General features: G+C 70.7%; 17 protein-coding genes. 7 read left to right on the forward strand and 10 right to left on the reverse strand.

Translation table 11 applies throughout. From position 1 onward, the window contains the following. Positions 1-23: 23 nt before the first annotated feature. A complete protein-coding gene (locus tag ID810_RS03270) occupies positions 24-941 on the forward strand; it encodes a tetratricopeptide repeat protein (protein ID WP_166855172.1) in 918 nt (305 codons plus the stop codon). Positions 942-1,020: 79 nt separating this feature from the next. Here ID810_RS03270 and ID810_RS03275 read toward each other — a convergent pair whose 3' ends face one another. The 6 genes from ID810_RS03275 to glgX form a co-directional block, all read right to left on the reverse strand. Beyond that, positions 1,021-3,384 carry a glycogen/starch/alpha-glucan phosphorylase gene (locus ID810_RS03275; protein WP_166855171.1) on the reverse strand — a complete coding sequence of 788 codons (2,364 nt, stop codon included), beginning with the start codon at positions 3,382-3,384 and terminating at the stop codon, positions 1,021-1,023. Between the two features lie 337 nt (positions 3,385-3,721). Next, complete coding sequence (glgB, locus tag ID810_RS03280) at positions 3,722-5,974, reverse strand: 1,4-alpha-glucan branching protein GlgB (RefSeq protein ID WP_166855358.1); 2,253 nt, start codon at positions 5,972-5,974, stop codon at positions 3,722-3,724. 1,485 nt (positions 5,975-7,459) lie between these two features. Next, a complete protein-coding gene (gene treS / locus ID810_RS03285; protein ID WP_166855170.1) occupies positions 7,460-9,205 on the reverse strand; it encodes a maltose alpha-D-glucosyltransferase in 1,746 nt (581 codons plus the stop codon). A gap of 8 nt (positions 9,206-9,213) precedes the next feature. Next, complete coding sequence (locus ID810_RS03290; RefSeq protein ID WP_425321779.1) at positions 9,214-11,316, reverse strand: alpha-1,4-glucan--maltose-1-phosphate maltosyltransferase; 2,103 nt, start codon at positions 11,314-11,316, stop codon at positions 9,214-9,216. A gap of 109 nt (positions 11,317-11,425) precedes the next feature. Further along, positions 11,426-12,559, reverse strand: a complete 1,134-nt coding sequence (gene trpS, locus ID810_RS03295; RefSeq protein ID WP_166855169.1) for a tryptophan--tRNA ligase — start codon at positions 12,557-12,559, stop codon at positions 11,426-11,428. A gap of 69 nt (positions 12,560-12,628) precedes the next feature. After that, positions 12,629-14,989, reverse strand: a complete 2,361-nt coding sequence (gene glgX / locus ID810_RS03300; RefSeq protein ID WP_166855168.1) for a glycogen debranching protein GlgX — start codon at positions 14,987-14,989, stop codon at positions 12,629-12,631. A gap of 162 nt (positions 14,990-15,151) precedes the next feature. Here glgX and ID810_RS03305 point away from each other — a divergent pair, with 162 nt between their 5' ends. From ID810_RS03305 to ID810_RS03315, 3 genes are all read left to right on the forward strand, one after another. Continuing rightward, on the forward strand, positions 15,152-15,928 hold the full coding sequence (locus ID810_RS03305) for an electron transfer flavoprotein subunit beta/FixA family protein (RefSeq protein WP_166855167.1): 777 nt from the start codon (positions 15,152-15,154) through the stop codon (positions 15,926-15,928). 11 nt (positions 15,929-15,939) lie between these two features. Continuing rightward, complete coding sequence (locus ID810_RS03310) at positions 15,940-16,977, forward strand: electron transfer flavoprotein subunit alpha/FixB family protein (RefSeq protein ID WP_166855166.1); 1,038 nt, start codon at positions 15,940-15,942, stop codon at positions 16,975-16,977. Between the two features lie 108 nt (positions 16,978-17,085). Further along, on the forward strand, positions 17,086-17,958 hold the full coding sequence (locus ID810_RS03315) for a hypothetical protein (protein ID WP_243856509.1): 873 nt from the start codon (positions 17,086-17,088) through the stop codon (positions 17,956-17,958). 133 nt (positions 17,959-18,091) lie between these two features. On the opposite strand, the gene ID810_RS03320 is transcribed toward ID810_RS03315, so the two are convergent. Further along, positions 18,092-18,364 carry a DUF1540 domain-containing protein gene (locus ID810_RS03320; RefSeq protein ID WP_166855165.1) on the reverse strand — a complete coding sequence of 91 codons (273 nt, stop codon included), beginning with the start codon at positions 18,362-18,364 and terminating at the stop codon, positions 18,092-18,094. A 409-nt stretch (positions 18,365-18,773) separates the two neighbouring features. On the opposite strand from ID810_RS03320, the gene ID810_RS03325 reads away from it, so the two are divergent. The 3 genes from ID810_RS03325 to ID810_RS03335 are packed head-to-tail and all read left to right on the forward strand — an operon-like array spanning position 18,774 to position 20,745. Then, entirely contained in the window at positions 18,774-19,154 is a 381-nt protein-coding gene (locus tag ID810_RS03325) for a GntR family transcriptional regulator (protein WP_166855164.1), read from the forward strand. Beyond that, the gene (locus ID810_RS03330) at positions 19,151-19,933 is read left to right on the forward strand and encodes an ABC transporter ATP-binding protein (protein ID WP_166855163.1); all 783 of its coding nucleotides are present in this window, start codon (positions 19,151-19,153) and stop codon (positions 19,931-19,933) included. The genes ID810_RS03325 and ID810_RS03330 overlap by 4 nt, the downstream gene beginning before the upstream one ends. After that, on the forward strand, positions 19,930-20,745 hold the full coding sequence (locus ID810_RS03335) for a hypothetical protein (protein ID WP_166855162.1): 816 nt from the start codon (positions 19,930-19,932) through the stop codon (positions 20,743-20,745). The genes ID810_RS03330 and ID810_RS03335 overlap by 4 nt, the downstream gene beginning before the upstream one ends. Before the next feature lie 35 nt (positions 20,746-20,780). Here the strand turns inward: ID810_RS03335 and mnmA are convergent, their stop codons facing one another. The 3 genes from mnmA to ID810_RS03350 all read right to left on the reverse strand — a co-directional run bounded on the left by mnmA (position 20,781) and on the right by ID810_RS03350 (position 23,241). Beyond that, positions 20,781-21,902: a tRNA 2-thiouridine(34) synthase MnmA gene (gene mnmA, locus ID810_RS03340; RefSeq protein WP_166855161.1), complete on the reverse strand. Its 1,122-nt coding sequence runs from the start codon at positions 21,900-21,902 to the stop codon at positions 20,781-20,783. Between the two features lie 208 nt (positions 21,903-22,110). Beyond that, a complete protein-coding gene (locus tag ID810_RS03345; protein WP_166855160.1) occupies positions 22,111-22,656 on the reverse strand; it encodes a DUF6301 family protein in 546 nt (181 codons plus the stop codon). 39 nt (positions 22,657-22,695) lie between these two features. After that, positions 22,696-23,241, reverse strand: a complete 546-nt coding sequence (locus tag ID810_RS03350) for a DUF6301 family protein (protein WP_166855159.1) — start codon at positions 23,239-23,241, stop codon at positions 22,696-22,698. Positions 23,242-23,254 lie beyond the last annotated feature (13 nt).

Below are 23,254 nucleotides of genomic sequence, written 5' to 3' on the forward strand. Positions count from 1 at the left end.
CGCCCGGGAAGGACCCACCACAGATGAGCATGTTCGGAGCCGTCGACCTGTCCGCCCTCGCACAGCGTCAGAAGCCCGCCACCACCAGGCCCGAGGCGCAGGGGACGGACGGTGCGGCCACGCTCTACCCGGCACCGCTCATCGTTGACCTCACCGCCGAGAACCTGCGTGACGTCGCCCAGGCCTCCACCGAGGTGCCGGTCGTCGTCGTCGCCTACACGCCCCGCTCCCAGGTGTCGGCCGACGTCGCCGCCCAGCTCGCCGACCTCGCCGTCGACATGGGTGGGCGCTTCGAGCTCGCCCGCCTCGACGCCGACACCGCCCCGGAGGTCGCCCGGGCCCTGCAGGTCACCGCCGTGCCCACGGTCCTGGCACTGCTCGCGGGCCAGCCGGTGCCCATGTTCCAGGGGGCGGCCTCGGCTGAGCAGCTGCGCCAGATCCTCGACCAGCTCCTCGAGCTCGCCGCCGCCAACGGTGTGCGCGGGCGCGTCGCCGTCGACGGCGACCAGGACCCCGCCGAGCCCGAGGAGACGGAGGTCGAGCGCGCCGCCCGCGAGGCGATCGAGCGCGGCGACTACGCAGCCGCCATCGAGGTCTACGACCACGCCGTGGCCCAGAACCCGGGCGACACGGCGCTCCAGGTGGCGCGCAGCCAGGTCCGTGTGCTCGCCCGCATGGACGGCCAGGACCCGCGGGCGCTGCTGGCCGCCGCCGACGCCGCGCCTGAGGACGTCGAGGCCGCGCTCGTGGGCGCCGATGCCGCCCTGGCCCTGGGGGACATCGATGGCGCCCTGGGACGTGCCCTGGAGGCTGTGCGCAGCCACACGGGCGAGGAGCGTGAGAAGGCGCGCCTGCGCCTGCTTGAGCTCTTCGACGTCATCGGCGCCGGGGCTCCCGAGGTCGTCCGCGCCCGCCGCCGGCTGGCGACACTCCTGTTCTGACCCGGCAGACCAATGAGGCGGGGGCCCTGCCCGGCACGTGCCGGGCAGGGCCCCCGCTGTCCGCTTGCGCGGCTGCGGGTCACACGGACTCGGGCTCGATCTTCCACACCTCGTGGGCGTAGTCGCTGATCGTGCGGTCGGAGGAGAAGCGACCGGAGCCGGTGATGTTGACCCACACCTTGCGCTGCCAGGCGCGCTGGTCGGCGTAGTCGGCGGCCATGCGGTCCTTGGCCTCGCGGTAGGCGGCGAAGTCACCCAGGACGTAGTAGACGTCGGCGCTCTCGTAGCTCGCCTCGAGCAGGGAGCGGCGGATGTCGGCGAAGCCTCCCGTGCCGCGGTCGTCGAGGGTGCCGTCGATGAGGGCGTCGAGCACGCGCTTGAGACCGGGGACATTCTCGTAGGCCTGGCGCGGGTCGTAGGTCTCTCGCAGCACGGGCAGCTCGTCCTCGGTGGCGCCGAAGATGTAGGCGTTGTCCTCACCGACCTGGTCCAGGATCTCGACGTTGGCGCCGTCGAGGGTGCCCAGGGTCAGGGCGCCGTTCATCATGAACTTCATGTTCGAGGTGCCCGAGGCCTCCTTGCCGGCCATCGAGATCTGCTCGGAGACGTCAGCGGCCGGGATGATGTGCTCGGCGGGCGAGACGTTGTAGTTGTGGATGAAGACGACCTTGAGGGTGCGCGAGACGACCGGGTCGTTGTTGACCAGCTCGGCGATGGTGTTGATGAGCTTGATGATCGCCTTGGCGCGCACGTAGCCCGGGGCGGCCTTCGCACCGAAGACGAAGACGCGCTTGGGCACCTCCAGGGACGGGTCCTCCTTCATGCGGAAGTACAGGTCCAGGATGTACAGGGCGTTGAGCAGCTGGCGCTTGTACTCGTGCAGACGCTTGATCTGGACGTCGAAGACGGCCTCGGGGTCGATCTCGACGCCCTCGCGCTCCAGGACCCAGGCGGCGAAGTCCGCCTTGTTGGCACGCTTGACCTCAGCCAGGCGGTCCAGGACCTCGTCGCCGACGCCGTCGGTGAAGCGGGACAGGACGGACAGGTCGCGCACCCAGGAGTCGTTGCCGACGACGTCGTCCAGGACGGCGGACAGGCGCGGGTTGCACTGGCGCAGCCAGCGGCGCGGGGTCACACCGTTGGTCTTGTTGTTGAAGCGCTCGGGCCAGAGGGCGTACCACTCCTTGAGGGTGTCGCGCTTGATGATCTCGGTGTGGATGGCGGCGACACCGTTGATGGAGTAGGCGGCGTAACAGGCGATCCAGGCCATGCGCACAACGCCGTCCTGGACGGGCGCCATGTAGGCGATGGTGTCCTCGTCGAGGCCGCGCTCGCGCATGTCCTGACGGAATCGGCGGTCGATCTCGTAGACGATCTCGAGCACGCGCGGGAAGAGCCGCTCGAAGATGGAGACCTCCCAGGTCTCCAGGGCCTCGGCGAGCACCGTGTGGTTGGTGTAGGCGAAGGTCGTGACGACCTCGGCCCAGGCCTCCTCCCAGCCCAGGTCGTGCTCGTCCATGAGCAGGCGCATGAGCTCGGGGATGGCCAGGACCGGGTGGGTGTCGTTGAGCTGGATGGCGTTGTAGGTGGAGAAGCCGCGCAGGTCCTCGCCGTGGTGGGCGATGTAGGTGTCGATGATCTCCTGCAGGGAGGCCGAGCAGAAGAAGTACTGCTGGCGCACGCGCAGGACCTTGCCCTCGTAGGTCGTGTCGTTGGGGTAGAGGACCCGGGAGATGTCAGCGGTGCGCTCGCGCTCGACGATGGCGTCGGTGAAGCGCTGGGAGTTGAAGGCCTCGTAGTCGAACTCCTCCATCGGCTCGGCCTTCCACAGGCGCAGCGTGTTGACGTTGCGCGTGCCGTAGCCGGTGATGGGCATGTCGTGGGGGACGGCGCGCACGGTCAGGTCCTGGTAGCGGACGATGCGCTGGGCCTCTTCGCGGCGGATGACGAAGGGGTAGCCCTCCTCCATCCAGGCGTCGGGGTGCTCGGTCTGGAAGCCGTCGTCGAAGAGCTGCTTGAACAGGCCGTAGCGGTAGAGAATGCCGTAGCCGTTGACCGGCAGGTCGAGGGTGGCGCAGGAGTCGAGGAAGCAGGCGGCCAGGCGTCCGAGGCCTCCGTTACCCAGAGCGGCGTCGGGCTCCTGCTCGAGGACATCGGAGAGGTTGTGCCCGAAGGCACCCACGGCCTTCTGCGCCTCATCGACCAGGCCGAGGTTGGTGAGGTTGTTGAGCAGGGCGCGGCCCATGAGGAACTCGGCGGAGAAGTAGTGCTCCATGCGGCCTGCGCGGTAGCGCTCGTCCGTGGCGTGCCAGTCGTTGGCGATGGCGTCGACGACGGCGGCGGACAGGCCCTGCCAGACCTCCATGCGGGTGGAGGCCTCGGCGGGACGGCCGGAGACCGCACGTACCTGCGAGGGCACAGTGCTAGCCAGGTTCTGCGTCATTGTTCTTCCCTTATCAGACAACCGGTTCGCCGCTGCCTGGTGGGGCGCGGCGTGCAGCGCGCGCGGGGCAAGGGTGGTGACGCGTGGATGGCGTCCCCCGTCCACCTCGACGCGTCCTCGGACAGGGTACCGAATACGTCGGGGTGGCGAGTGCAGGTTGGCCCCGGGAGCAGCGTCACGCCGCTACGCCTGGGTCAGCGCACGGTGCGCACGGTACGGCTGCTGGACGTGGACGCCGGCGCCGAATTCCTCCGATGAGGTTCGGAGGGACGTCGGGTGTGACATGAAGGACTCTCCATGACACACCTGACGTCCACTCCGCCGTCGTCGGCCGCTCTCAGTCCCTGCTCGGCCGCAGGAACACGGCGCCCAGCGGGGGCACGCGCAGGCGCACCGAGGCAGGACGGCCGTTCCACGGCAGTTCCTCGGCCTCGACGTGGCCGAGGTTGCCCACACCGGAGCCGCCGTACTCGGGGGCGTCGGTGTTGATGACCTCGTCCCAGCCGCCCGCGAAGGGCAGGCCCACCCGGTAGCCCTCGTGCGGGGTTCCGGCGAAGTTGACGATGATGACGACCAGGTCGTTGCGCCCGTCAGGGCCGACGCCCTTGCGCAGGTAGGACAGGACGTTGTGGTCGCCGTCGCCCGCCTCGATCCACTCGAAGCCGCGGTGGGAGAAGTCGTCCGCCCACAGTGCGGGCGAGGAGGTGTAGACAGCGTTGAGGTCGCTGACCAGGCGCAGCAGGCCCTGGTGGCCCGGGTCGTCCAGGATCCACCAGTCCAGGGAGGTGTCGGCGTTCCACTCCGAGCCCTGGCCGAACTCCTGGCCCATGAACAGCAGCTGCTTGCCCGGGTGGGACCACTGGTAGGCGTACAGGGCCCGCAGGTTCGCCAGCTCCTGCCAGGGGTCGCCCGGCATCCTGGACAGCAGGGAGCCCTTGCCGTGCACGACCTCGTCGTGGCTCAGCGGCAGGGTGAACTGCTCGGAGAAGGCGTAGACGAGCGAGAAGGTGAGTTCGCCGTGGTGGTAGCGCCGGTTGATCGGCTCCTCCTGCATGTAGCGCAGGGTGTCGTTCATCCAGCCCATGTTCCACTTGAGCCCGAAGCCGAGGCCGCCGTACTCGGTGGGGGTGGTCACGCCCGGCCACGCCGTCGACTCCTCCGCCACCATGACGATGCCGGGGTTCTTGCGGTAAGCGGTCGCCGTGGCCTCCTGCAGGAAGCTGATGGCCTCGAGGTTCTCACGCCCGCCGAACTGGTTGGGGTGCCACTGGTTCTCGTCGCGCGAGTAATCGAGGTAGAGCATGGAGGCCACCGCGTCCACGCGCAGGCCGTCGGCGTGGAACTCCTCGAGCCAGTACAGGGCGTTGGCGACGAGGAAGTTGCGCACCTCGTTGCGCCCGTAGTTGAAGATGTACGTGCCCCAGTCGGGGTGCTCGCCGCGCTGCGGGTCCGGGTCCTCGTACAGGGCGGTGCCGTCGAAGCGGGCCAGCGCCCACTCGTCCTTGGGGAAGTGGGCGGGCACCCAGTCGAGGATGACGCCGATGCCGGCCTGGTGGAGGCGGTCAACGAGGTAGCGGAAGTCGTCCGGGGTGCCGAAGCGCGCGGTGGGGGCGTAGTAGCCGGTCAGCTGGTAGCCCCAGGAGCCTCCGAAGGGGTGCTCGGCCACCGGCAGGAACTCCACGTGCGTGAAGCCGGTCTCCTTGAGGTAGGGGACGAGCTCGTCGGCCAGGCCGCGGTAGCCCAGGCCCTGGCGCCAGGAGCCCACGTGCAGCTCGTAGACGCTCATCGGGCCCGAGTGCGGGTCCGTGGTGGCGCGGCGCTCCATCCACTCCTGGTCGCCCCACTCGTGGAACTGGTCGGTGACGACGGAGGCGGTGGCGGGCGGCACCTCGGTGGCGCGCGCCATGGGGTCGGCCTTCTGGTGCCAGGAGCCGTCCGCGAAGCAGATCTCGAACTTGTAACGGGCGCCGACGCCCACACCGGGCACGAACAACTCCCACACGCCCGAGGCGCCCAGGGAGCGCATGGCGGTGGCGGTGCCGTCCCAGTAGTTGAAGTCGCCGACGACGCGCACGGCGCGCGCGTTGGGCGCCCACACGGCGAAGGCTGTGCCGGTCACTTCGCCCATGGCGCCGTCATAGGTCTTGACGTGCGCACCCAGGACCTCCCACAGGGCCTCGTGGCGGCCCTCGGAGATGAGGTAGGTGTCCATCTCACCCAGGGTGGGCATGAAGCGGTAGGGGTCGTCGACCCGGGTCGTCTCGTTGCCGTAGGTGACGTCGAGGCGGTAGTCCGGGATGACGTCGCCGGGCAGCAGGGCCACCCACACGCCGTCCTGTTCGTGCTCGGCCGGGAAGGTGCCTTCGGCCGTGACGACGGCGACGGCGTCGGCCAGGTGGCGCACCGTACGGATCGTGATCCCGTGCTCACCCGGGTGAGCACCGAGGACCTCATGAGGGTTGTGGTAACGCGCGTAGGCGACGTCGGCCAACACCCAGGGCTCGACCGGCACAGGGCCGACGGGGGTGCTAGCGGCGGGCTCACGGCCAGTCGCGGCGGGCGTGGGGTCGGGGGCAGTGACGTCGCTCATGCGTTCCACTCTTCCATGGGTGTTGGGGACTGAGGGGGACTTTGTGCCGAGGACTCGATGGATCCCGGCCAATGGGACGGGCAGCCAGTCCGGTCGGTGGCGGGCCTCGTAGACAGCCTCGTAGAAGGCCTTGTCGAGCTCAAGAGCAGCGATGACGACGGCGTCGCGCCCGGCATCACGGCCCGTGGACGGTAGGACGCGATGATAGCCGTCGAGGAAGGCCCGGCGTACCTGGGCGGACCACGTGTCATCCGTGGCGCCGCCGACGGCCGCCGCGTAGTCGAAGGAGCGCAGCATCCCGGCCACGTCGCGCAGCGGCTGGTCGTGCACGCAGCGTTCGGCCAGCGGCCGCAGCGGCTCACCCTCGAAGTCGAGCACGTACCAGTGCCCATCGGCGCCGTGGAGTGTCTGGCCCAGGTGGTAGTCGCCGTGGACCCGTGAGGCGATGGGCAGGGCCGGCAGGGCGGTCAGAGCGCCGAGCACCTCCTCCACCCGCTGGGCGAGGGCGGGAACCTCCCTGGCCAGCGCGGGGACCTCCCGCATGGCCCAGGTGGCGCGTGCACGCAGGCCCCGGGCGAGGGCGGCGGCGGGGACGGCGGCGCTCGTGCCCAGGGCCTGGGCCAGGTGCTCGTGCATCTGGGCGGTCGTCTCACCGAGCGTGTCGGCCAGGGCGAGCGCACGCAGGCGCGTGGGTGCACCCTCGCCGTCGTCGTCGCCGGCCAGGGCACAGAACAGGGTGAAGCCGTCCTCGGCGCCGGGTACGAAGGTGGTGGCCACGGCGGCGTCCGCGCTTACGGGGGCGGAGGAGCCGGGCACGAGGACATCCAGTGAGGACCAGGCCACCGGCGTGGGCACCCGGTCCCAGCCGCTGCGGGCCAGGGCCACGGGGACCTCGACGTCGGGGTTGCGGCCCGGCTCGAGCACACGCAGGAGCTTGACGATGAGGTCGGGCGTCGCCGCGTCCCCCTGGCCGACTGAGGCGGAGGAGGAGTCTGTGGGGGCGGGCAGGATGACGCTCGTGTTCGACTGCTCGCCCGTGCTCACGCGCAGGCGCTCGGCCCGCTGGATGACCGCCCGCACCGCCGTGGGGCTCAGCGTGGTGCCGGCCTCGAGGACGGCGGTGGCCCAGGCCCGCCAGAAGGTGGGGTGGTGCGGTCCGTCGACGAGGGCCGTGCCGTCCTCAAGCAGCAGGCCCGCAGCTCCCGCCGCCTCCTTCGGGCCGGTCAGGCGCTCGAGGTCGGAGACCTCACCCAGCACGAGCGGCACGTGCAGCAGCACCCGGGCCGTGTCCGTGACGTCGTCCGTGGGCAGTGCCAGGACGAGGTCACGCACCCCGGGGGCCAGGGCGACGTCGGCGACGACGGCGCAGCGCTCAGCCTGTGGGACGGCCCCCTTGAGGGGGAACCAGCGCCGCTCGCAGGCCCACGGAAGGACCGCGCTCAGCAGCTCGTCGTCGGCGGGCCAGAGGAGTTGTCGAGACATGGCTCAGGACTCCCTCACGGGCAGCGACAGGCTCAGCCAGCGGTAGCCGCGCGGCGGCAGGGTGATGCCAAGGCGCCCGTCCTCGCCCACCACGACGTCCTCATGGGCCCCCTCGGGGCCGGCCAGCACGACGTCGATGCGGGCCCCGGCCATCTCCGGCAGATCGATGACGGCCCGGCACTCCTCGTCGCCGACATTCGCCAGGCACAGCAGGGCGGTACCGCCGTCGGGGGTCGTGTCCTGGCGCGTGTGGGCCAGGACCGCGGCATGGGAGGAGAGGCGCATGAGGAAGGAGCCCCGGCCGAGCACCGGGTGCCGACGGCGCACCGCCAGCAGGTCGCGCAGCGCGTGCAGCAGCGAGCCGGGGTCCGCCAGGGCATCGGCGACGTTGCGCTCGGCCCAGCCCGGGGCGCTGATGAGCGGCAGCGTGAGCGCGGTGGTCTCCGGCGCGGCCGAGAAGCCCATGTGTGCGCTGCGGTCCCACTGCATGGGGGTGCGCACCGCGTCGCGGTCCTCAAGCCAGATGCTCTCGCCCATGCCGATCTCATCGCCGTAGTACAGGCAGGGCGATCCCGGCAGGGACAGCAGCAGGGCGTGCGCCAGCATGATCTCGTCCCGGCTGTCACCCAGCAGGGGAGACAGCCGCCGTCGGATCCCCACGTTGGCACGCATACGGCCCTCGGGGGCGTACCAGCCGTACATGAGGGCGCGCTCGTCGTCGGAGACCATCTCGAGGGTGAGCTCGTCGTGGTTGCGCAGGAAGGTGCCCCACTGCCCGTGGGCCGGGATCTCGGGCGTCTCGGCGAGCACCTGGCGGATCGAGTCCGCGCGGCCCTCGCGCAGGGAGCGGAAGATGCGCGGCATGACGGGGAAGTGGAAGCACATGGTGCACTCGGGGGCGTCGGGGGTCCCGAAGTAGGCGACGACCTCGCTGGGCATCTGGTTGGCCTCGGCGATGGTGATGGTGCCGGGGAACTCCTCGGCGAGCACCGCCGCCAGCCGGGCGACGATCGCATGCGTGCCGGGCAGGTTCTCGCTGCTCGTGCCCTCGCGCTCGACGAGGTAGGGGATCGCGTCCAGACGGAAGCCATCCACGCCCGTGCGCGCCCAGAAGCGCACGACGTCGGTGACGGCCTCGACCACGGCCGGGTTGTCGTAGTTGAGGTCCGGCTGGTGGGAGAAGAAACGGTGCCAGAAGAACTGGCCGCGCTCCTCGTCCCAGGTCCAGTTCGAGGACTCGGTGTCGACGAAGATGATGCGCGTGCCGACGTAGACCTCATCGGAGTCGGACCACACGTAGAAGTCGCCGTAGGGGCCTTCCGGGTCCGAGCGCGAGGCCTGAAACCAGGGGTGGGCGTCAGAGGTGTGGTTGAGGACCATGTCGATGACGACGCGGATGCCGCGGGCGTGGGCCTCGTGGACCATCTCCTCAAAGTCCTCGACCGTGCCGTAGCGTGGGTCGATGCCCGTGTAGTCGCTGATGTCGTAGCCGCCGTCGCGCATGGGCGAGGGGTAGAAGGGCGGCACCCAGATGGCGTCGACGCCCAGCCAGGCCAGGTAGTCCAGGCGGGAGGTCAGCCCCCTGAAGTCCCCCACGCCGTCGCCGTCGGAGTCGGCGAAGGACCGCAGCAGCGCCTCATAGAAGACGGCGGTGCGGAACCACTGGGGGTCCTCGCCCAGACCGGTGCGCGGCGCCGGGGGCAGGGCGGGGACACCGGGCGGGCTCGTGGGGAGGGCAGTGCTCGTCATGGTGGCGATCACGGGACCTCGACGTGGAACACGTGCGCGACGCGACCCTCGAAGGGGTCCAGGCGCACGTAGTTCTGGGCGCCCCACTCGAAGGACCAGCCGGTGAGCTCGTCGGTGACCCGGATGACCGGGTGGGAGCCGTCCGTGCCCTCGGGCAGGCCGAGCTGAGCCAGGTTGAGGAACACGTGCCCCGCATGGGCGCTGTGCGGGTCCAGGTTGACCACCGTGAGCACGACGTCCTCACGCCCGGTGGGGCTGTGGGCGGCGGCGACGCGCTTGGAGTAGGCGATGAGGTGCTCGTCGCTGGTGCCGTGGAACCACACGTCGCGCAGCTGGCGCAGGGCCGGGTGGGCGGCACGCGCGGCGTTGAGGGTGGTGAGCAGGTCCTCGATGCCGTTGGCGCGCGCGGCGGCGAAGTCACGAGGCTTGAGCTCGTACTTCTCGTTGTCGATCTGCTCCTCGTAACCGGGGCGCGGCACGGACTCGGCCAGCTCGTAGCCCGAGTAGATGCCCCAGGTGGGGCTCATGGTCGCCGCCAGCACGGCCCGCAGCTTGAAGGCCGGGACGCCGCCGTGCGTCATGAAGGGGGTGAGGATGTCATGGGTCGTCGGCCAGAAGGTCGGGCGCAGGACGTGGGCGGTCTCCTGCGACAGCTCCACGAGGTAGTCGGTCAGCTCCTGCCTGGTGTTGCGCCACGCGAAGTACGTGTAGGACTGGTGGAAGCCGATCTTGCCGAGCGTGCGCATCATCGCCGGGCGCGTGAAGGCCTCGGCGAGGAACAGGACCTCGGGGTTGGTCGAACGGACCTCGCGCAGCAGGCGCTGCCAGAACACCAGGGGCTTGGTGTGGGGGTTGTCGACGCGGAAGATCGTCACGCCGTGCCCGATCCACGTGTAGACGACGTCGCGGATGGCCTGGTAGATGCCCTCGGGGTCGTTGTCGAAGTTGAGCGGGTAGATGTCCTGGTACTTCTTGGGAGGGTTCTCGGCGTAGGCGATGGACCCGTCGGCCAGGACGGTGAACCACTCGGGGTGCTCGGTCACCCACGGGTGGTCCGGGGAACACTGCAGGGCCAGGTCGAGGGCGACCTCCATGCCGAGCTCGTCGGCGCGGGCGACGAGGGCGTCGAAGTCCTCGAAGGTGCCCAGGTCCGGGTGGATGGCGTCGTGTCCGCCGGCCGGTGAGCCGATGCCGTAGGGCGATCCCGGGTCCCCGGGGCGGGCGTCGAGGGTGTTGTTGCGGCCCTTGCGGTTGGTGGTGCCGATGGGGGAGATGGGGGTGAGGTAGAGCACGTCGAAGCCCATGGCGGCGATACGGTCCAGGTGGGCGGTGGCCGTGCGCAGCGTGCCCGTGTGCCACACGCCGTGCTCGTCGACGCCGGAGCCGAGCGAGCGCGGGAAGATCTCGTACCAGGAGCCGGCCAGGGCGCGCTCGCGGTCCACCTGCAGCGGGTAGGTGGCGCTGGGTGAGACGTGGTCGCGCAGCGGCAGGCGCTCGAGCGCGTCGGTGACCTCGGGGCTGTGGCCGGCCGCCAGGCGCAGGGTGGGCTGCACCGTGGTGTCACGCAGGAAGGCGGCGGCCCTGGTGAGGACATCGACGTCGGCCGACTCGCGGCCGCTGACACCCGCGGCGCGCTCGAGGACGCGGGCACCCTCCTCGAGCATGAGCTCGACGTCAATGCCGGCCGGGACCTTGATGCCGGCGTCGTGGCTCCAGGTGGCGTAGGGGTCGGACCAGCCCTCCACGCGCAGACCCCAGTCTCCGGGGGCGTCGGCGGCCAGGCGGGCTTCGTAGCGGTCCAGGCCCAGGCCGACCTCGTACATGCGGGCACTGGGACCGTCCGTGCCGTCGGGGCGCACGAGGACGGCGGTGGCGCCGAAGCGGTCGTGGCCCTCGCGGAAAACGGTGGCGCGCACGGGCACAACCTCACCGGGGACGGCCTTGGCGGGCCAGCGCCCGTCCTCGACCACGGGAAAGACCTCGGTGACGGGGATGCGGCCCACGGGGGAGTAGGCGGCGGGGCCGGGGACGCTGGGAGCTGAGCGAGCGGATCTCCTCGACACGCGGGAGGTCGCAGGGGTGGGGGCAGGATTCTGCGTGTTCGCGGTCACAGTTCAAGGGTACGGGGTGTGCGGGCGCGAGTCATATCGCTGTGAGCGTGCCCGTGGGTCACTGGTCGCCGTCACGTCACACGCACAACGTGCGCGTAGGTGTGGGGCGTCAGTAGTTCATGTGCATGGCGGCGCGCACGTCCTCAAGGGTGGCCTCAGCGACCTCGCAGGCGCGCGCGTTGCCCCCGTGCAGGACCTCACGCAGGTAGTCCTCGTTCGCCGCCAGCTCAGCACGGCGGGCACGGATCGGGGCGAAGAACTCGTTGACGGCCTCCGTCGTCAGCTTCTTGAGGGCACCCGCCCCGCCGTCGCTGATCCGCGCGGCAATGTCCTCGGGCGTGCCCGCCCCGCACAGGCTGGCCAGCATGAGCAGGTTGGACACCTCGGGGCGGTCGGCCGGGTCGTAGGTGATGACACGATCCGAGTCCGTCTTGGCCTTCTTCAGCGCCTTGGCCGTCTCGTCCGCGCTCATGCGCAGCTCGATCGTGTTGTGACGGGACTTGCTCATCTTCTCCCCGTCGAGCCCCAGCAGCAGCGGCGCCTCGCTCAGCAGCGCCTCGGGGCGGCGGAAGACCGGACGGTGCTTGTCCGCGCGGCCGTAACGCTTGTCGAAGCGCTGGGCGATGAGCCGGGCCTGCTCCAGGTGCGGTAGCTGGTCCTTGCCCACGGGCACAAGGTTCGCCTGGCAGAAGAGGATGTCCGCCGCCTGGTGCACCGGGTAGGTGAGCATGAGGCCGGACATGGCGCGCCCGTCAGTGGCCTCGAGCTCGGCCTTGACGGTCGGGTTGCGGTGCAGCTCGGACTCGGTGACCAGCGACAGGAAGGGCAGCATGAGCTGGTTGGCCGCCGGGACGGCCGAGTGGGCGAAGACGGTCGAGCGCTCGGGGTCCACCCCGACGGCGAGCGTGTCCGCCACGAGGGACAGCACGCGCTCACGGATCGGGCCGACGCCGTCGCGGTCGGTGATGACCTGGTAGTCGGCAACGAGGATCCACGTGTCCACCCCCAGGTCCTGGATGCGCCTCCAGGAGTGCATCGTGCCGAAGTAGTGGCCCAGGTGCATGTTGCCGGTGGGGCGCACGCCCGTGAGCATCCGGTAGCGGCCCGGGTTGACGTCGAGGTCCGCGCGGATCTCCTCGCTGCGCGCCAGGGACCGCGCCAGGGAGGCGTCGTTCGTGGCGTTGGCCAGCGCCTCCTCGGCGGGGGTGGGCGTGGTCGTCTCGTGCTCGGGCGTGTGCGTCATACCGCTCATCCTAGGGACCGACGGCGGTCGGCCCGTCCGCCCGTCTTGTGCCCTCGGCGTCGGCCCGGCTCAGGGCTGCGCCAGGACCTCCCCGGAGAAGTACACCCGCATGCTCAGCGCCTCCAGCGTCGTCGTGTCCCCCGGACGGTCCTGGCGGCAGTCGGTGGCCCCCGGCCGCGACGCGCGGGCACGCTCGGGGTTGACGGCACGGGCCCGCGCCGCCTCACCCCGGGCGACCCGGCGCGCCAGGGAGAAGGAGGAGGTGTGCGGGCGCGGCACCGGCCAGGTCGAGTCCCACGCCAGGTGCCAGTCGGTGCCGTGCCCGTCGGCCAGCACCACCTCGCACTGGTCGAGACTGCCGTTGATGACGACGAGCAGGTCGTCATCGTCCACGAGTCGCCCCGAGCGCAGCATCTGCACGACCCGGGTGTGCGGGTCGTGCCAGGCGTCGTTACTCAGTGTCTCGCCGTCGGCACCCAGCCACGACAGGTCCGCGATCGTGTCCCCCGGGCGGATGGTGCCCGAGGCGAAGGAGGAGGGCCGCATGACCGGGTGGTCCTGGCGGGTGCGCACAAGGAACTGGGAGGTGGCCAGCAGGTCGCGCTGCCACGGCTCCAGCTCCCAGCTGTACCAGGAGATCGGGGAGTCCTGACAGTAGGAGTTGTTGTTGCCCTGCTGGGTGCGACCGATCTCGTCGCCGCCCAGGAGCATCGGCGTTCCCGCGGAGACGAGCAGGGTCGCCAGGACGTTGCGCATGGAGCGCCGGCGCATGAGCTCGTGCGGGCCCATGTCCACACCCTCGGGGATCGGCCCCTCGAAGCCGTGGTTCCAGGAGCGGTTGTCGTCCGTGCCGTCCCGGTTGCCCTCGCCGTTGTCCTCGTTGTGCTTGTGGTCGTAACAGACGAGGTCGCGCAGCGTGAAGCCGTCGTGGGCGGTGACGAAGTTGACGCTCGCCAGGGGCCCGCGCCCGCCCGGGTACTCGCCGTGGCCGAAGGTGTCCACACTGCCCGACAGGCGCGTGGCGAGGTCGCGCAGGTCCGCGCCCGTGCGCCCCTTGGACATCTCCGAGGCGTCGCGCAGCCAGAAGGAGCGCACGGTCCCGCGGTAGCGGTCATTCCAGTCGTGGAAGGGCTCGGGGAACTCGCCGGTGCGCCAGCCGCCGGGGCCCACGTCCCAGGGCTCGGCGATGAGTCGGGCGCCGCGCAGCACGGGGTCCGTCGCCATGGCGACGAGCAGCGGGTGACGCGAGCTGTACTCGGTGGCGTGGCGCCCCAGCGTCGCCGCCAGGTCGAAGCGGAACCCGTCCACCCCCATCTCACTGACCCAGTAGCGCAGGGAGTCCAGGGTCAGCTGGACGGCGCGCGCGTAGCGCATGTCCACGCTCGCCCCCGTGCCCGTGACGTCGTAGTACTGGCCGCTCTGGCCGGGCGCGTGCAGGTAGTAGCGGCGGTCGTCCAGGCCGCGCAGGCTCAGGCTCGGGCCGCCGAAGCCGGACTCGCAGGTGTGGTTGTAGACGACGTCCATCACCACTTCCAGGCCCGCCTCGTGCAGCAGCGAGACCATGCCGCGCACCTCGTCGAGGACCGCCTGGGGGCCGGCCTCCTGAGAGGAGCGCATGGCGTAGGAGGCCTCGGGCGCGAAGTAGGACAGCGTCGAGTAGCCCCAGTAGTTCCTGCGCCCGCGCGCCAGCAGGAAGGTCTCGGAGAAGGCCGCCTGGATCGGCAGCAGCTCGACCGTTGTCACGCCCAGGGACTTCAGGTGCTCGATGGTGGCCGGATGGGCGAGCCCCGCGTAGGTGCCCCGCAGCTCGGCGGGCACCCCCGGCAGGGTGAGGGTCAGGCCCTTGACGTGCGTCTCGTAGATGACCACGCGCGCCTCGCTCACGCGCGGGCCGGGGACCACCGGGAAGGACGGGGCCGCGGTGACGACGCCGAGGGCCACGTGCCCGGCCGAGTCCAGGTGGGAGAGGGTGAAGGGCACGGAGGTGGGGTTGTAGTCCTCGTCGACCGTGTGGGCGAAGATCTCCGGACCCAGGCCGGGCGCGCCCTCCAGGGCCCGGGCGTAGGGGTCGAGGAGGAGCTTGTGCGGGTTGAGCAGGAAGCCCGCCGAGGGGTTCCACTCGCCGTGGACGCGGTAGCCGTAGCGCTGGCCGGGGCCGACGCCGGGCACATGAGCCCCCCAGGCCCCGCGCACGGGGCCGTGCATGCCGATACGCCGCTCGGACAGGACACGGCCGCTGCCGTCCGTCTCGAGCAGGCACAGGTCGACCGCGGCAGCATCGGGGGCGACGACGACGAAGCTCGTGCCCTCCTCGGCCGGTGTCGCACCCAGACGGCTGCGGTCCCGTGCGTCCAGCTCCGCCAGGGCGGCGGGCCGCAGGGGATCGGCGGCCGGGGGCGCAGTGGGCTGCGTCGTGGTCGTGTCTGGCATGGGGGCATTCTTGCCAGGTCGAGGGGGAGCGGCAATCCGACAGGGGCTTTCGGCGCGTTGGCGTGTTGCGTAAGGCGCGCCGCTGACCGGGGCGGGTGGTGCGCGTCTCACGCCCCCGGGGGCCGGTGACCGCGGCAGCTGCCATGTGGCAGCCTGGGCCGCATGAAGATCGTGGTCTGTGTCAAGCACGTTCCCGACGTGCAGTCCGAACGACGGATGGAGGACGGGCACCTCGTGCGAGGTGAGGAGGACGTCCTCAACGAGCTCGACGAGAACGCCGTTGAGGCCGCCGTCAGCCTCGTCGAGGAGCACGGCGGCGAGGTCGTCGCACTGACAATGGGCCCCGAGGACGCCGAGGACGCCCTGCGCCGCGCCCTGCAGATGGGCGCGGACTCCGCTGTCCTCGTGAGCGACGAGGCGCTGGCCGGATCCGACGTCGTGGTCACGGCCCGCACCCTGGCCGCCGCCATCCGGCGCGTCGGTGGGGGACAGGGCACCGGCGACGTCGACCTCGTCGTCACCGGCATGGCCTCCCTCGACGCGCTGACCTCGCTGCTTCCCGGCGCGCTCGCCGCCGAGCTGCACGTGCCCGCCCTCACGCTTGCCACGGACCTGGAGGTCGGCGACGGCGACGTCGTCATCACCCGGACCGTGGGGGCCGTGCGCGAGGTGCTCAGCGCGCCCCTGCCCGCCCTCGTCTCCGTCACCGACCAGGCCAACGAGCCGCGCTACCCGAACTTCGCGGCCATGCGCGCCGCCCGCCGCAAGCCCCTGGAGACCTGGGACCTGGCCGCGCTCGGCCTGGAGCCGGCCGAGCCGTCGGTGGCCGTGCTGTGCGACCAGGAGCGCCCGGGGCGAGCCGCAGGCATCATCCGCACCGACGCCGGCGAGGCCGGCCGCGAGCTGGCCGCCTGGCTCGTCGAGAACCAGCTCGTCTGAGAGGAACGCACATGACTGAGATCCCTGCCGGGAGCGTGGGCGAGACCTTCGACGCCCCTGTCCTCGTCCTCGTCGACCTCGAGACGCCGAGGGCGAGCGCCGCCGAGGCCGTCTCCCTTCTCGCCCCTTCTCGCGCCGGGCTCGCGCTCGTCGCCGGGGCCGCGGCCCTCACCCGCGCCGACGTGGTGGCCCTCGCCCTCGGGCCCGTGGGGGCGGATGCCAGCGCCGCACTGGCCGGGGCGGGCGCCACGCGCGTGCTCGCAGCCGACCTTGGGCAGGCCGGCACGCAGGCCGGTGTCGTGGCGGACGCCCTCGTCAGTGCCGTGCGCACCGTCAAGCCGGCCGTCGCGCTTGTGCTCTCGGACTACCACGGCAAGGAGGTCGCTGCTCGTGCCGCGGTCCTCCTCGGCTCGGCCTGCACCGCCGACGCCAGCGACCTGCGGGTCCGCGAGGGTGCCCTGACCGCCTCCAAGACCGTCCTGTCCGGCTCCTGGTCCACCACCCTGAGGATCGGCGGGGCCGGTACGACACCGGTCGTGGCCGTGCGAGCCCCCGAGGTCGAGGTCCCCGGGCCCGCAGCCCCCGTGGCGGTCGAGGCCCTCGACGTCGTCCTGACCCCCGAGTCGCTGGCCGTGCGGGTCGTCTCGCGCGAGCCCGCCCCCACGGCCAGCGGCCCGGACCTGGCGGGGGCCCGCACCGTGGTCGTCGCCGGACGCGGTGTCGGCGGCGACATCGACCTCGTGCGCTCGCTGGCGGACCCGCTGGGGGCCGCCGTCGGCGCGACCCGCGTCGTGTGCGATGAGGGCTGGCTCGAGCGCAGCGCCCAGGTGGGTCAGACCGGGGTGAGCATCGCCCCGCGCCTGTACATCGGTCTGGGAGTCTCCGGGGCCATTCACCACACGAGCGGCATCCAGGGGGCGGGCACGGTCGTCGCGGTCTGTGACGACGCCGAGGCCCCGATCTTCCAGATGGCGGACTTCGGCGTCGTCGGGGATGTCACGACGGTGGTGCCGCAGCTGGTCGAGGAGCTGGACCGCCTGCGGGCCTGACCGGTCGGGGCTGAACTGACGGGGCGATCCTGAGGGGTGGAACACATGGTGCCCGACGGCCCCTCAGGCTAGCCTTACCTCCGAGCGGGACCCGACGAAGGAGGACGCGTGAGCGAGCAGGGCAGCACGGCAGGCGCCGCACCCGTCTCCTCGCGCCGGATGGCGCGCCGGCTCCTCGCCGGGGCCGGAGCCGCTGACATCACCGCCTACCGCCACGCCGGGGGTCAACCGCTCGCCGTCATGCACGCCCTCGACGAGGACGGGCGCGTCATCATCGCCGCCTGCCCCAGTGCTGACCACCCCCTGTCCGACGCCCTCGATGGCGAGGTGGTCGAGGTCCGTCTCGACGTCACCCTCGAGGCCGCCGAGCCCAGCCTGCGCGTGACCTCGGCAACTGCCCACCTCCTGGGCCTGCTCACCTGGCTGGATGCGGACGAGACCGCCCTTGTGCTCGCCGGCGAGACTGCCGGCTGCCACTGTCCGATCACGGGCGAGGACCCACTCGACGGGCTCGGTTCGCTGGCCGGGGAGCCCGGCGGCCGCCTGGGCGTCATCACCGCCGAGCGCGTGATGGTCCACGACGCCATGGGCGTGTCCGGCCACACGCTCGCCGAGGTCGTGGCGGCCGACTCCGCCCCCTCCCTGCTGTGGAATGACCTCGACTCCGCCAGCGCCCAGGAGGAGGTGCGCGAGCTCGGTGACGCCGCGCTCACCCTTGTGTGCGAGAGCGTGGTCAAGGGGCGCCTTCCCGGGGTGCTGTGCTCCCACCGTCCGGCCGACGGGTTGTGCCCGTCACTGCACGGGCGGGTCGTGTGCGCCGACGTCGCTCCCGACGGCGTGACGCTCATGCACGTGTCCCCGACCTGCGTTGAGACGGTGCAGGTCTGGCTGCCCAGCGGCACCCGCCGGGCCTGCGAGGTGGGGCCCTTCCTGCGTGGTTGTGTCCAGGAGGCCCTGCTCGAGGACCTGCTGCGCGGCTGAGCCCCGCCCCGGGCGGGTGAGCGCGACACAGGGGCAGAACCGGCCCCGCCGTCCTTGGCGGGACCGGCTCCGTTCAGGCTCCGGTGGCCGGGCCTCGCGCGTGCGAGGTGCGCTGCGTGGTTCTTACCGGGTGTCAGCGGGCCTCGTAGGTGAGGCAGGCTGCGGTGTCGGGCCCCAGGGCGATGCCCTCGGCGGAGCACATGAGGTCCTTGTTGTGGACGCACTCCAGGCGCTGGCAGGCCCCGACGTGAGCCTCAGCGACGGGCAGGCCGCCGCGGGCGTCGAGGTTGATGAGGGTGCTGCAGGTGCCCGTGCCGCCGATGGTGACGGCGAAGGCGGTGCAGCCCTCGTGGTTGAAGGCGCAGGTGGTGGTGGAGCAGGAGGTGATGGGGGCGACGGTGGGCATGATCGGTTCCTCTCGGGAGACGTGCGGTGGCCGGAGCGGCTGACGTAAATCACCGTAAGAGGGGTGGGGGGTCTCGGCAAGGCGGAATGCGCGAGAGCCTTGGGAACGTGGGTGAATCGTTGATATTCCAGTGGAACATGGTGGTCGATGGCTCGGTGTCGCGATGCTGGCGGCTCCGGCTGGGCCCCTGTGTTGCGTGTGTGTCCTATTTCCAAATGAGTGGAGCCCTGCCTTCCTGAGGCGGCCCTTGCCTGGTGGGTGTGCGCCGTGTCAGGGGTGGTGCAGGGAGTCGGGTTGACGCCGTCGGATCTCTGTGTCACTGTATTAGTGCAGTGATACAAGCGTTCCGGCCGGGCGCCCGATCACCCGCTCATGAGCACTCGTCCACATCCGAGCACCAGGAGGTCACGTGCCTGTCGACGACACCAGACCCATCTGGGTCCAGTTGGTCGAGACCTTCCGCCTGCGCATCGTCTCGGGCCACTGGCCGCCTGGAACCCGCATCCCCTCCGTCCGTGAGCTCGCCTCCGACGCCGGGGTCAACCCCAACACCGTCCAGCGAGCCCTCGCCGAGCTTGACCGCAGCGGCCTCACCAGTGCCGAGCGCACCTCGGGCCGCTTCGTCACCGCCGACCCGCATGTCCTCGACAGGGTCCGGCGCGAGCTCGCCACCGGCTTCACCGACACCTACATCACCGCTCTGACCGGCCTCGGCCTCAGCCTCGAGAGCGCCAACGCCCTCCTGGCGGAGCGCTGGAGCACGCAGGGCGTCCCAGGAGACACACCATGAGCACCCGCACACCAGCACCGGGTACCGGCCTCACCGAGAGATTCCGCACCATCCCACCCGCCTGGGGAGCCGACCCCGCCGCCCCACCCGCCGTCACCGTCCACCACCTGACCCGCGGCTACCGGGGCACCCCCGTCCTGGCCGACCTCACCCTCGAGCTGCCCGCCGGACGCATCGTCGGCCTCATGGGTGCCAACGGCTGCGGCAAGACCACCCTGCTCAAGGTTCTGGCCGGCCTGCTCGCCGACTACGAGGGTGAGGTGACGATCGCCGGTCACACCCCCGGCCCCGAGAGCAAAGCCCTCGTCTCCTTCCTTCCCGACGCCGCCTTCCTTGCCGAGGACCTCACCGCCGAGCGGGCCGTGGCCCAGTTCTCCCGGCTCTTCGCCGACTTCGACGCCGCCAAGGCCCGCGAGCTCATTGGCTTCTTCGGCCTACCCTCCGACCGCACCCTCAAGGCCATGAGCAAGGGCATGGGCGACAAGCTGCGTATCACGCTCGCCATGAGCCGACGCGCCCGCATCTACCTCCTCGACGAGCCACTGTCCGGCGTCGACCCCGCTGCGCGCGACGTCATCCTCGAGGGCGTCCTGCGCGACTTCGACCCCGAGGCCCTCATGCTCATCTCCACCCACCTCATTGCCGACGTCGAGAGCATCGTCGACTCCGTCGTCTTCCTCAAGGACGGCCGCCTCCTGCTGGCCGCCGACGCCGACGAGCTCCGTGAGGCCTCAGGCATGAGCCTCGACGCCCTGTTCAGGAAGGAGTACCGCTCATGATGCGCACCCTGCTCGCCGAGGAGACGCGAACCCTCGGTCCCGTCCACGCCAAAACCATCGGCGTCCTGCTCATCGCCGGCATCGGCGCGCTCGCCGTCGGACTCGTCCCGCACGCCATGGGCGCGGACGCGCCGACCCTCATGGCCGTCACCGGCGCCGCCATCGCCTTCGCCCTGCCCGTCCCCATCATCGCCATCCACACTCTGGCCGAGTACTGGCAGACCATGCACGGCCGACGCGGCTACCTCACCATGAGCCTGCCTGCCCGCGGCCGCGAGATCTTCGGGGCCAAGCTCCTCTACCTCATGGCAGCCGTCATGGTGGCGCTCGCCGTCGCCGTCGGCGGGCTCACCGTCGTCGTCCTCGTCCGCGCCTGGATGAACGACGTGCCGCCCGCCGACGTGTGGGACGGAATCCTCAGCCTGCTCGATCTCATCGGCACCGCCGCGGCGTGGAGCATCGGCGCCGTTGCGGTCGTGCAGCTGCTCAGCTTCCTCGTCATGTGGGTCTCCGTCATGAGCGTTGCTGCCCAGACGCGGTGGAACCACCTCGGCATCGGCGGCGCCGTCATCGGGATGGTCCTGGTCTACCTCGTCTGCCAGGTGCTCTTCGCCGCCGCGATGATGCTGGTGCCCCTCGGCATGGACATGGGTACCGGGGACCTCGTGGCCCGCTCCATGCTGCCCGATCTGCTGAGTGGGGTCGAACCGACGGTCCTGGGGCTCGGCTTCGTGCCGGTCTCCGTCCTGGTGTCCGTCGCCCTCGCGTGGTGGGCCGTGCACGCTCTGGAGCACCACGCCTCCCTGCGCTGAGCTGAGGTGAGCCGACTCAGGTCGCCGTGCGCCGTTCAGCGCACGGTGGCCTGGGCGAGCACCCGTTCGCCGTCGGCCCCGCCGTAGACGACGGCGGACTGGCCCGCCGCCAGGGCGCGCAGCCCCTCGTGCAGCTCAGCGCGCAAGGTCCCGGCCTGCGCATCGACGACGACGTCAGCCGGTACGGCGCGACCGTGGGCGCGCACCTGCACGCTCACGTCGGCCCAGCCCTCGCGGTCGTCGTCGAGGGGCTCGGGTGAGGCCAGCAGGACGAGGCCGTCGGCATCCACGGCCCGGCGGGTGAGCAGCTCCTCGGGGCCGACGACAACCTCGTTGGTGGCCGGACGCGTCTCGATGACGTAGCGGGGGCGGCCGTCCGGGGCCGGGCGGGTCAGGCCCAGGCCTCGGCGCTGGCCCACCGTGAAGCCGAAGTACCCCTCGTGCGACCCCAGGGCCTCGCCGTCGGGGGAGACGAGCGCCCCCTGCTGCACGCCCAGCGAGCGCTGCAGGAAGCCTCGGGTGTCGCCGTCGGCAACGAAGCAGATGTCGTAGGAGTCCGGCTTGTCCGCCACCGGCAGGCCCCGGGCCTGGGCCTCGGCTCGCACCGCCGCCTTGGAGGGCGCGTCACCGAGCGGGAACAGCGCCCGGCTCAGCCCCGTGCGGCCGGAGACCGCGAGCACGTAGGACTGGTCCTTGGCCCGGTCGGCCGCGCGTGAGAGGGCCAGCTCCGAGAGGTCGCCCGGCCGGCCGGCGGCCGCACCCCCCGACAGGCGCGCGTAGTGGCCCGTCGCCACCGCGTCGAAGCCCATCGCCAGGCCCCGCTCGAGCAGGGCGTCGAACTTCACTCGCTCGTTGCAGCGCACGCACGGGTTGGGGGTGCGGCCCGCCCGGTACTCGCTAAGGAAGTCGGCGACCACCCGGTCCTCGAACTCCTCCGACAGGTCCCACACGTAAAAGGGAATCCCGAGGATCTCGGCGGCCCAGCGGGCGTCAGCCGCGTCCTCGATGGAGCAGCAGCCGCGGGAGCCCGAGCGCGTCGCGGCGCGGTTGCGGGTCAGGGCCATGTGCACCCCGACGACGTCGTGGCCGGCGTCACAAGCGCGCGCGGCCGCCACAGCGGAGTCGACTCCCCCGGACAGAGCAGCCAGAACGCGCATATCCCCTCCTGCTGATTCTTCTACGACGAGACCCCAGTCGGCGGGTGCAGCCTACCGCCGCGGAAGGTGCAGGCGGCTTCCCAGGACACGGGCCACTTCAAGTTGGTCCACGCGGTAATCCACTCGACCGCGGTCTCGACGGGCAGGGTCTCCATTTTCATACCAGATTCTCTCCTTACGCAGCCGGCACTCATGCACTCATGCCGGCTCACTCGAACTGCTCCTCCCAGTCCGGACCGTACTTCTCCTCCATCCGCTGATACTCTAGGTCCACCCACGTATCCTCAGGCGAGTTGATCGAGACCTCGATAACTCCGGATTGGGCGCCTAGCGAGAACGACGAGCTATTCGGGAGGTACCACTCGCACTGGCGGTACTCGTTGCCTGCGCCCCGACGGTTAACGGTTGTCCTTGGCTCGCCAAAAATATTTATCAAGGCGGTCACGTAGGACTCGTAGGCCGCCCATGTCGTCGGCGCGGTCAGTTCATCCTTGAAACCTTTGATGACCCTCGTCGCCAGCGGGAACTCCACTCCGTTGAACTCGGAATCGTCCCGGTCTGTCATATAGCCGCCATGCTTCTCCCCGGGAGGCGTCAGCACGGTAGTGAACAGCATTCCGTCTTCTGAGTATGGGATCCATCCGAGCTGGTCTCGGACGGCGAAGGCGGTCTCCCAGGACACGGGCCACTCCAGGTCGGTCCAGGCGGTGACCCACTCGACCGCGGTCTCAACGGGCAGGGTCTCCATCTTCATATCAGATTCTCTCCTTACGCAGCCGGCACTCATGTCGGCTCACTCGAACTGTTCCTCCCAGTTGGGGCCGTACTTCTCCTCCAGGCGCTGATACTCTAGGTCCACCCACGTATCCTCAGGCGAGTTGATCGAGACCTCGATAATGCCGGATTGGGCACCCAACGAGAACGACGAGCCATTCGAAAGGTACCACTTGCACTGGCGGTACTCGTTGCTTGCGCCCCGACGGTTAACGGTTGTCCTTGGCTCGCCAAAAATATTTATCAAGGCGGTCACGTAGGACTCGTAGGCCGCCCATGTCGTCGGCGCTGTTGTCTTGTCCTTCAGGTCTCGGGTCACGAGTGTTGCCAGCAGAAACACGACACCGTCGAACTCGTGGTCGTCCCGGGCTCCTATCACCCCCTCACCCTCCTTCCCGGGCAGCGTCAGCACCGTCCTGAAAAACCGGCCGTCCTGCGACTCCGCGATCCACCCGAGCCTATCCCTGATAGCGAAAGCGGTCTCCCAGGACACGGGCCACGTGAGGTTGGTCCAGGCGGTGACCCACTCGACCGCCGTCTCGACGGGCAGAGTCTCCATCTTCATGTCAGCTCCAGTC

Origin of the sequence: Actinomyces respiraculi (assembly GCF_014595995.2) — a bacterium.
Classification (GTDB): domain Bacteria; phylum Actinomycetota; class Actinomycetes; order Actinomycetales; family Actinomycetaceae; genus Actinomyces; species Actinomyces respiraculi.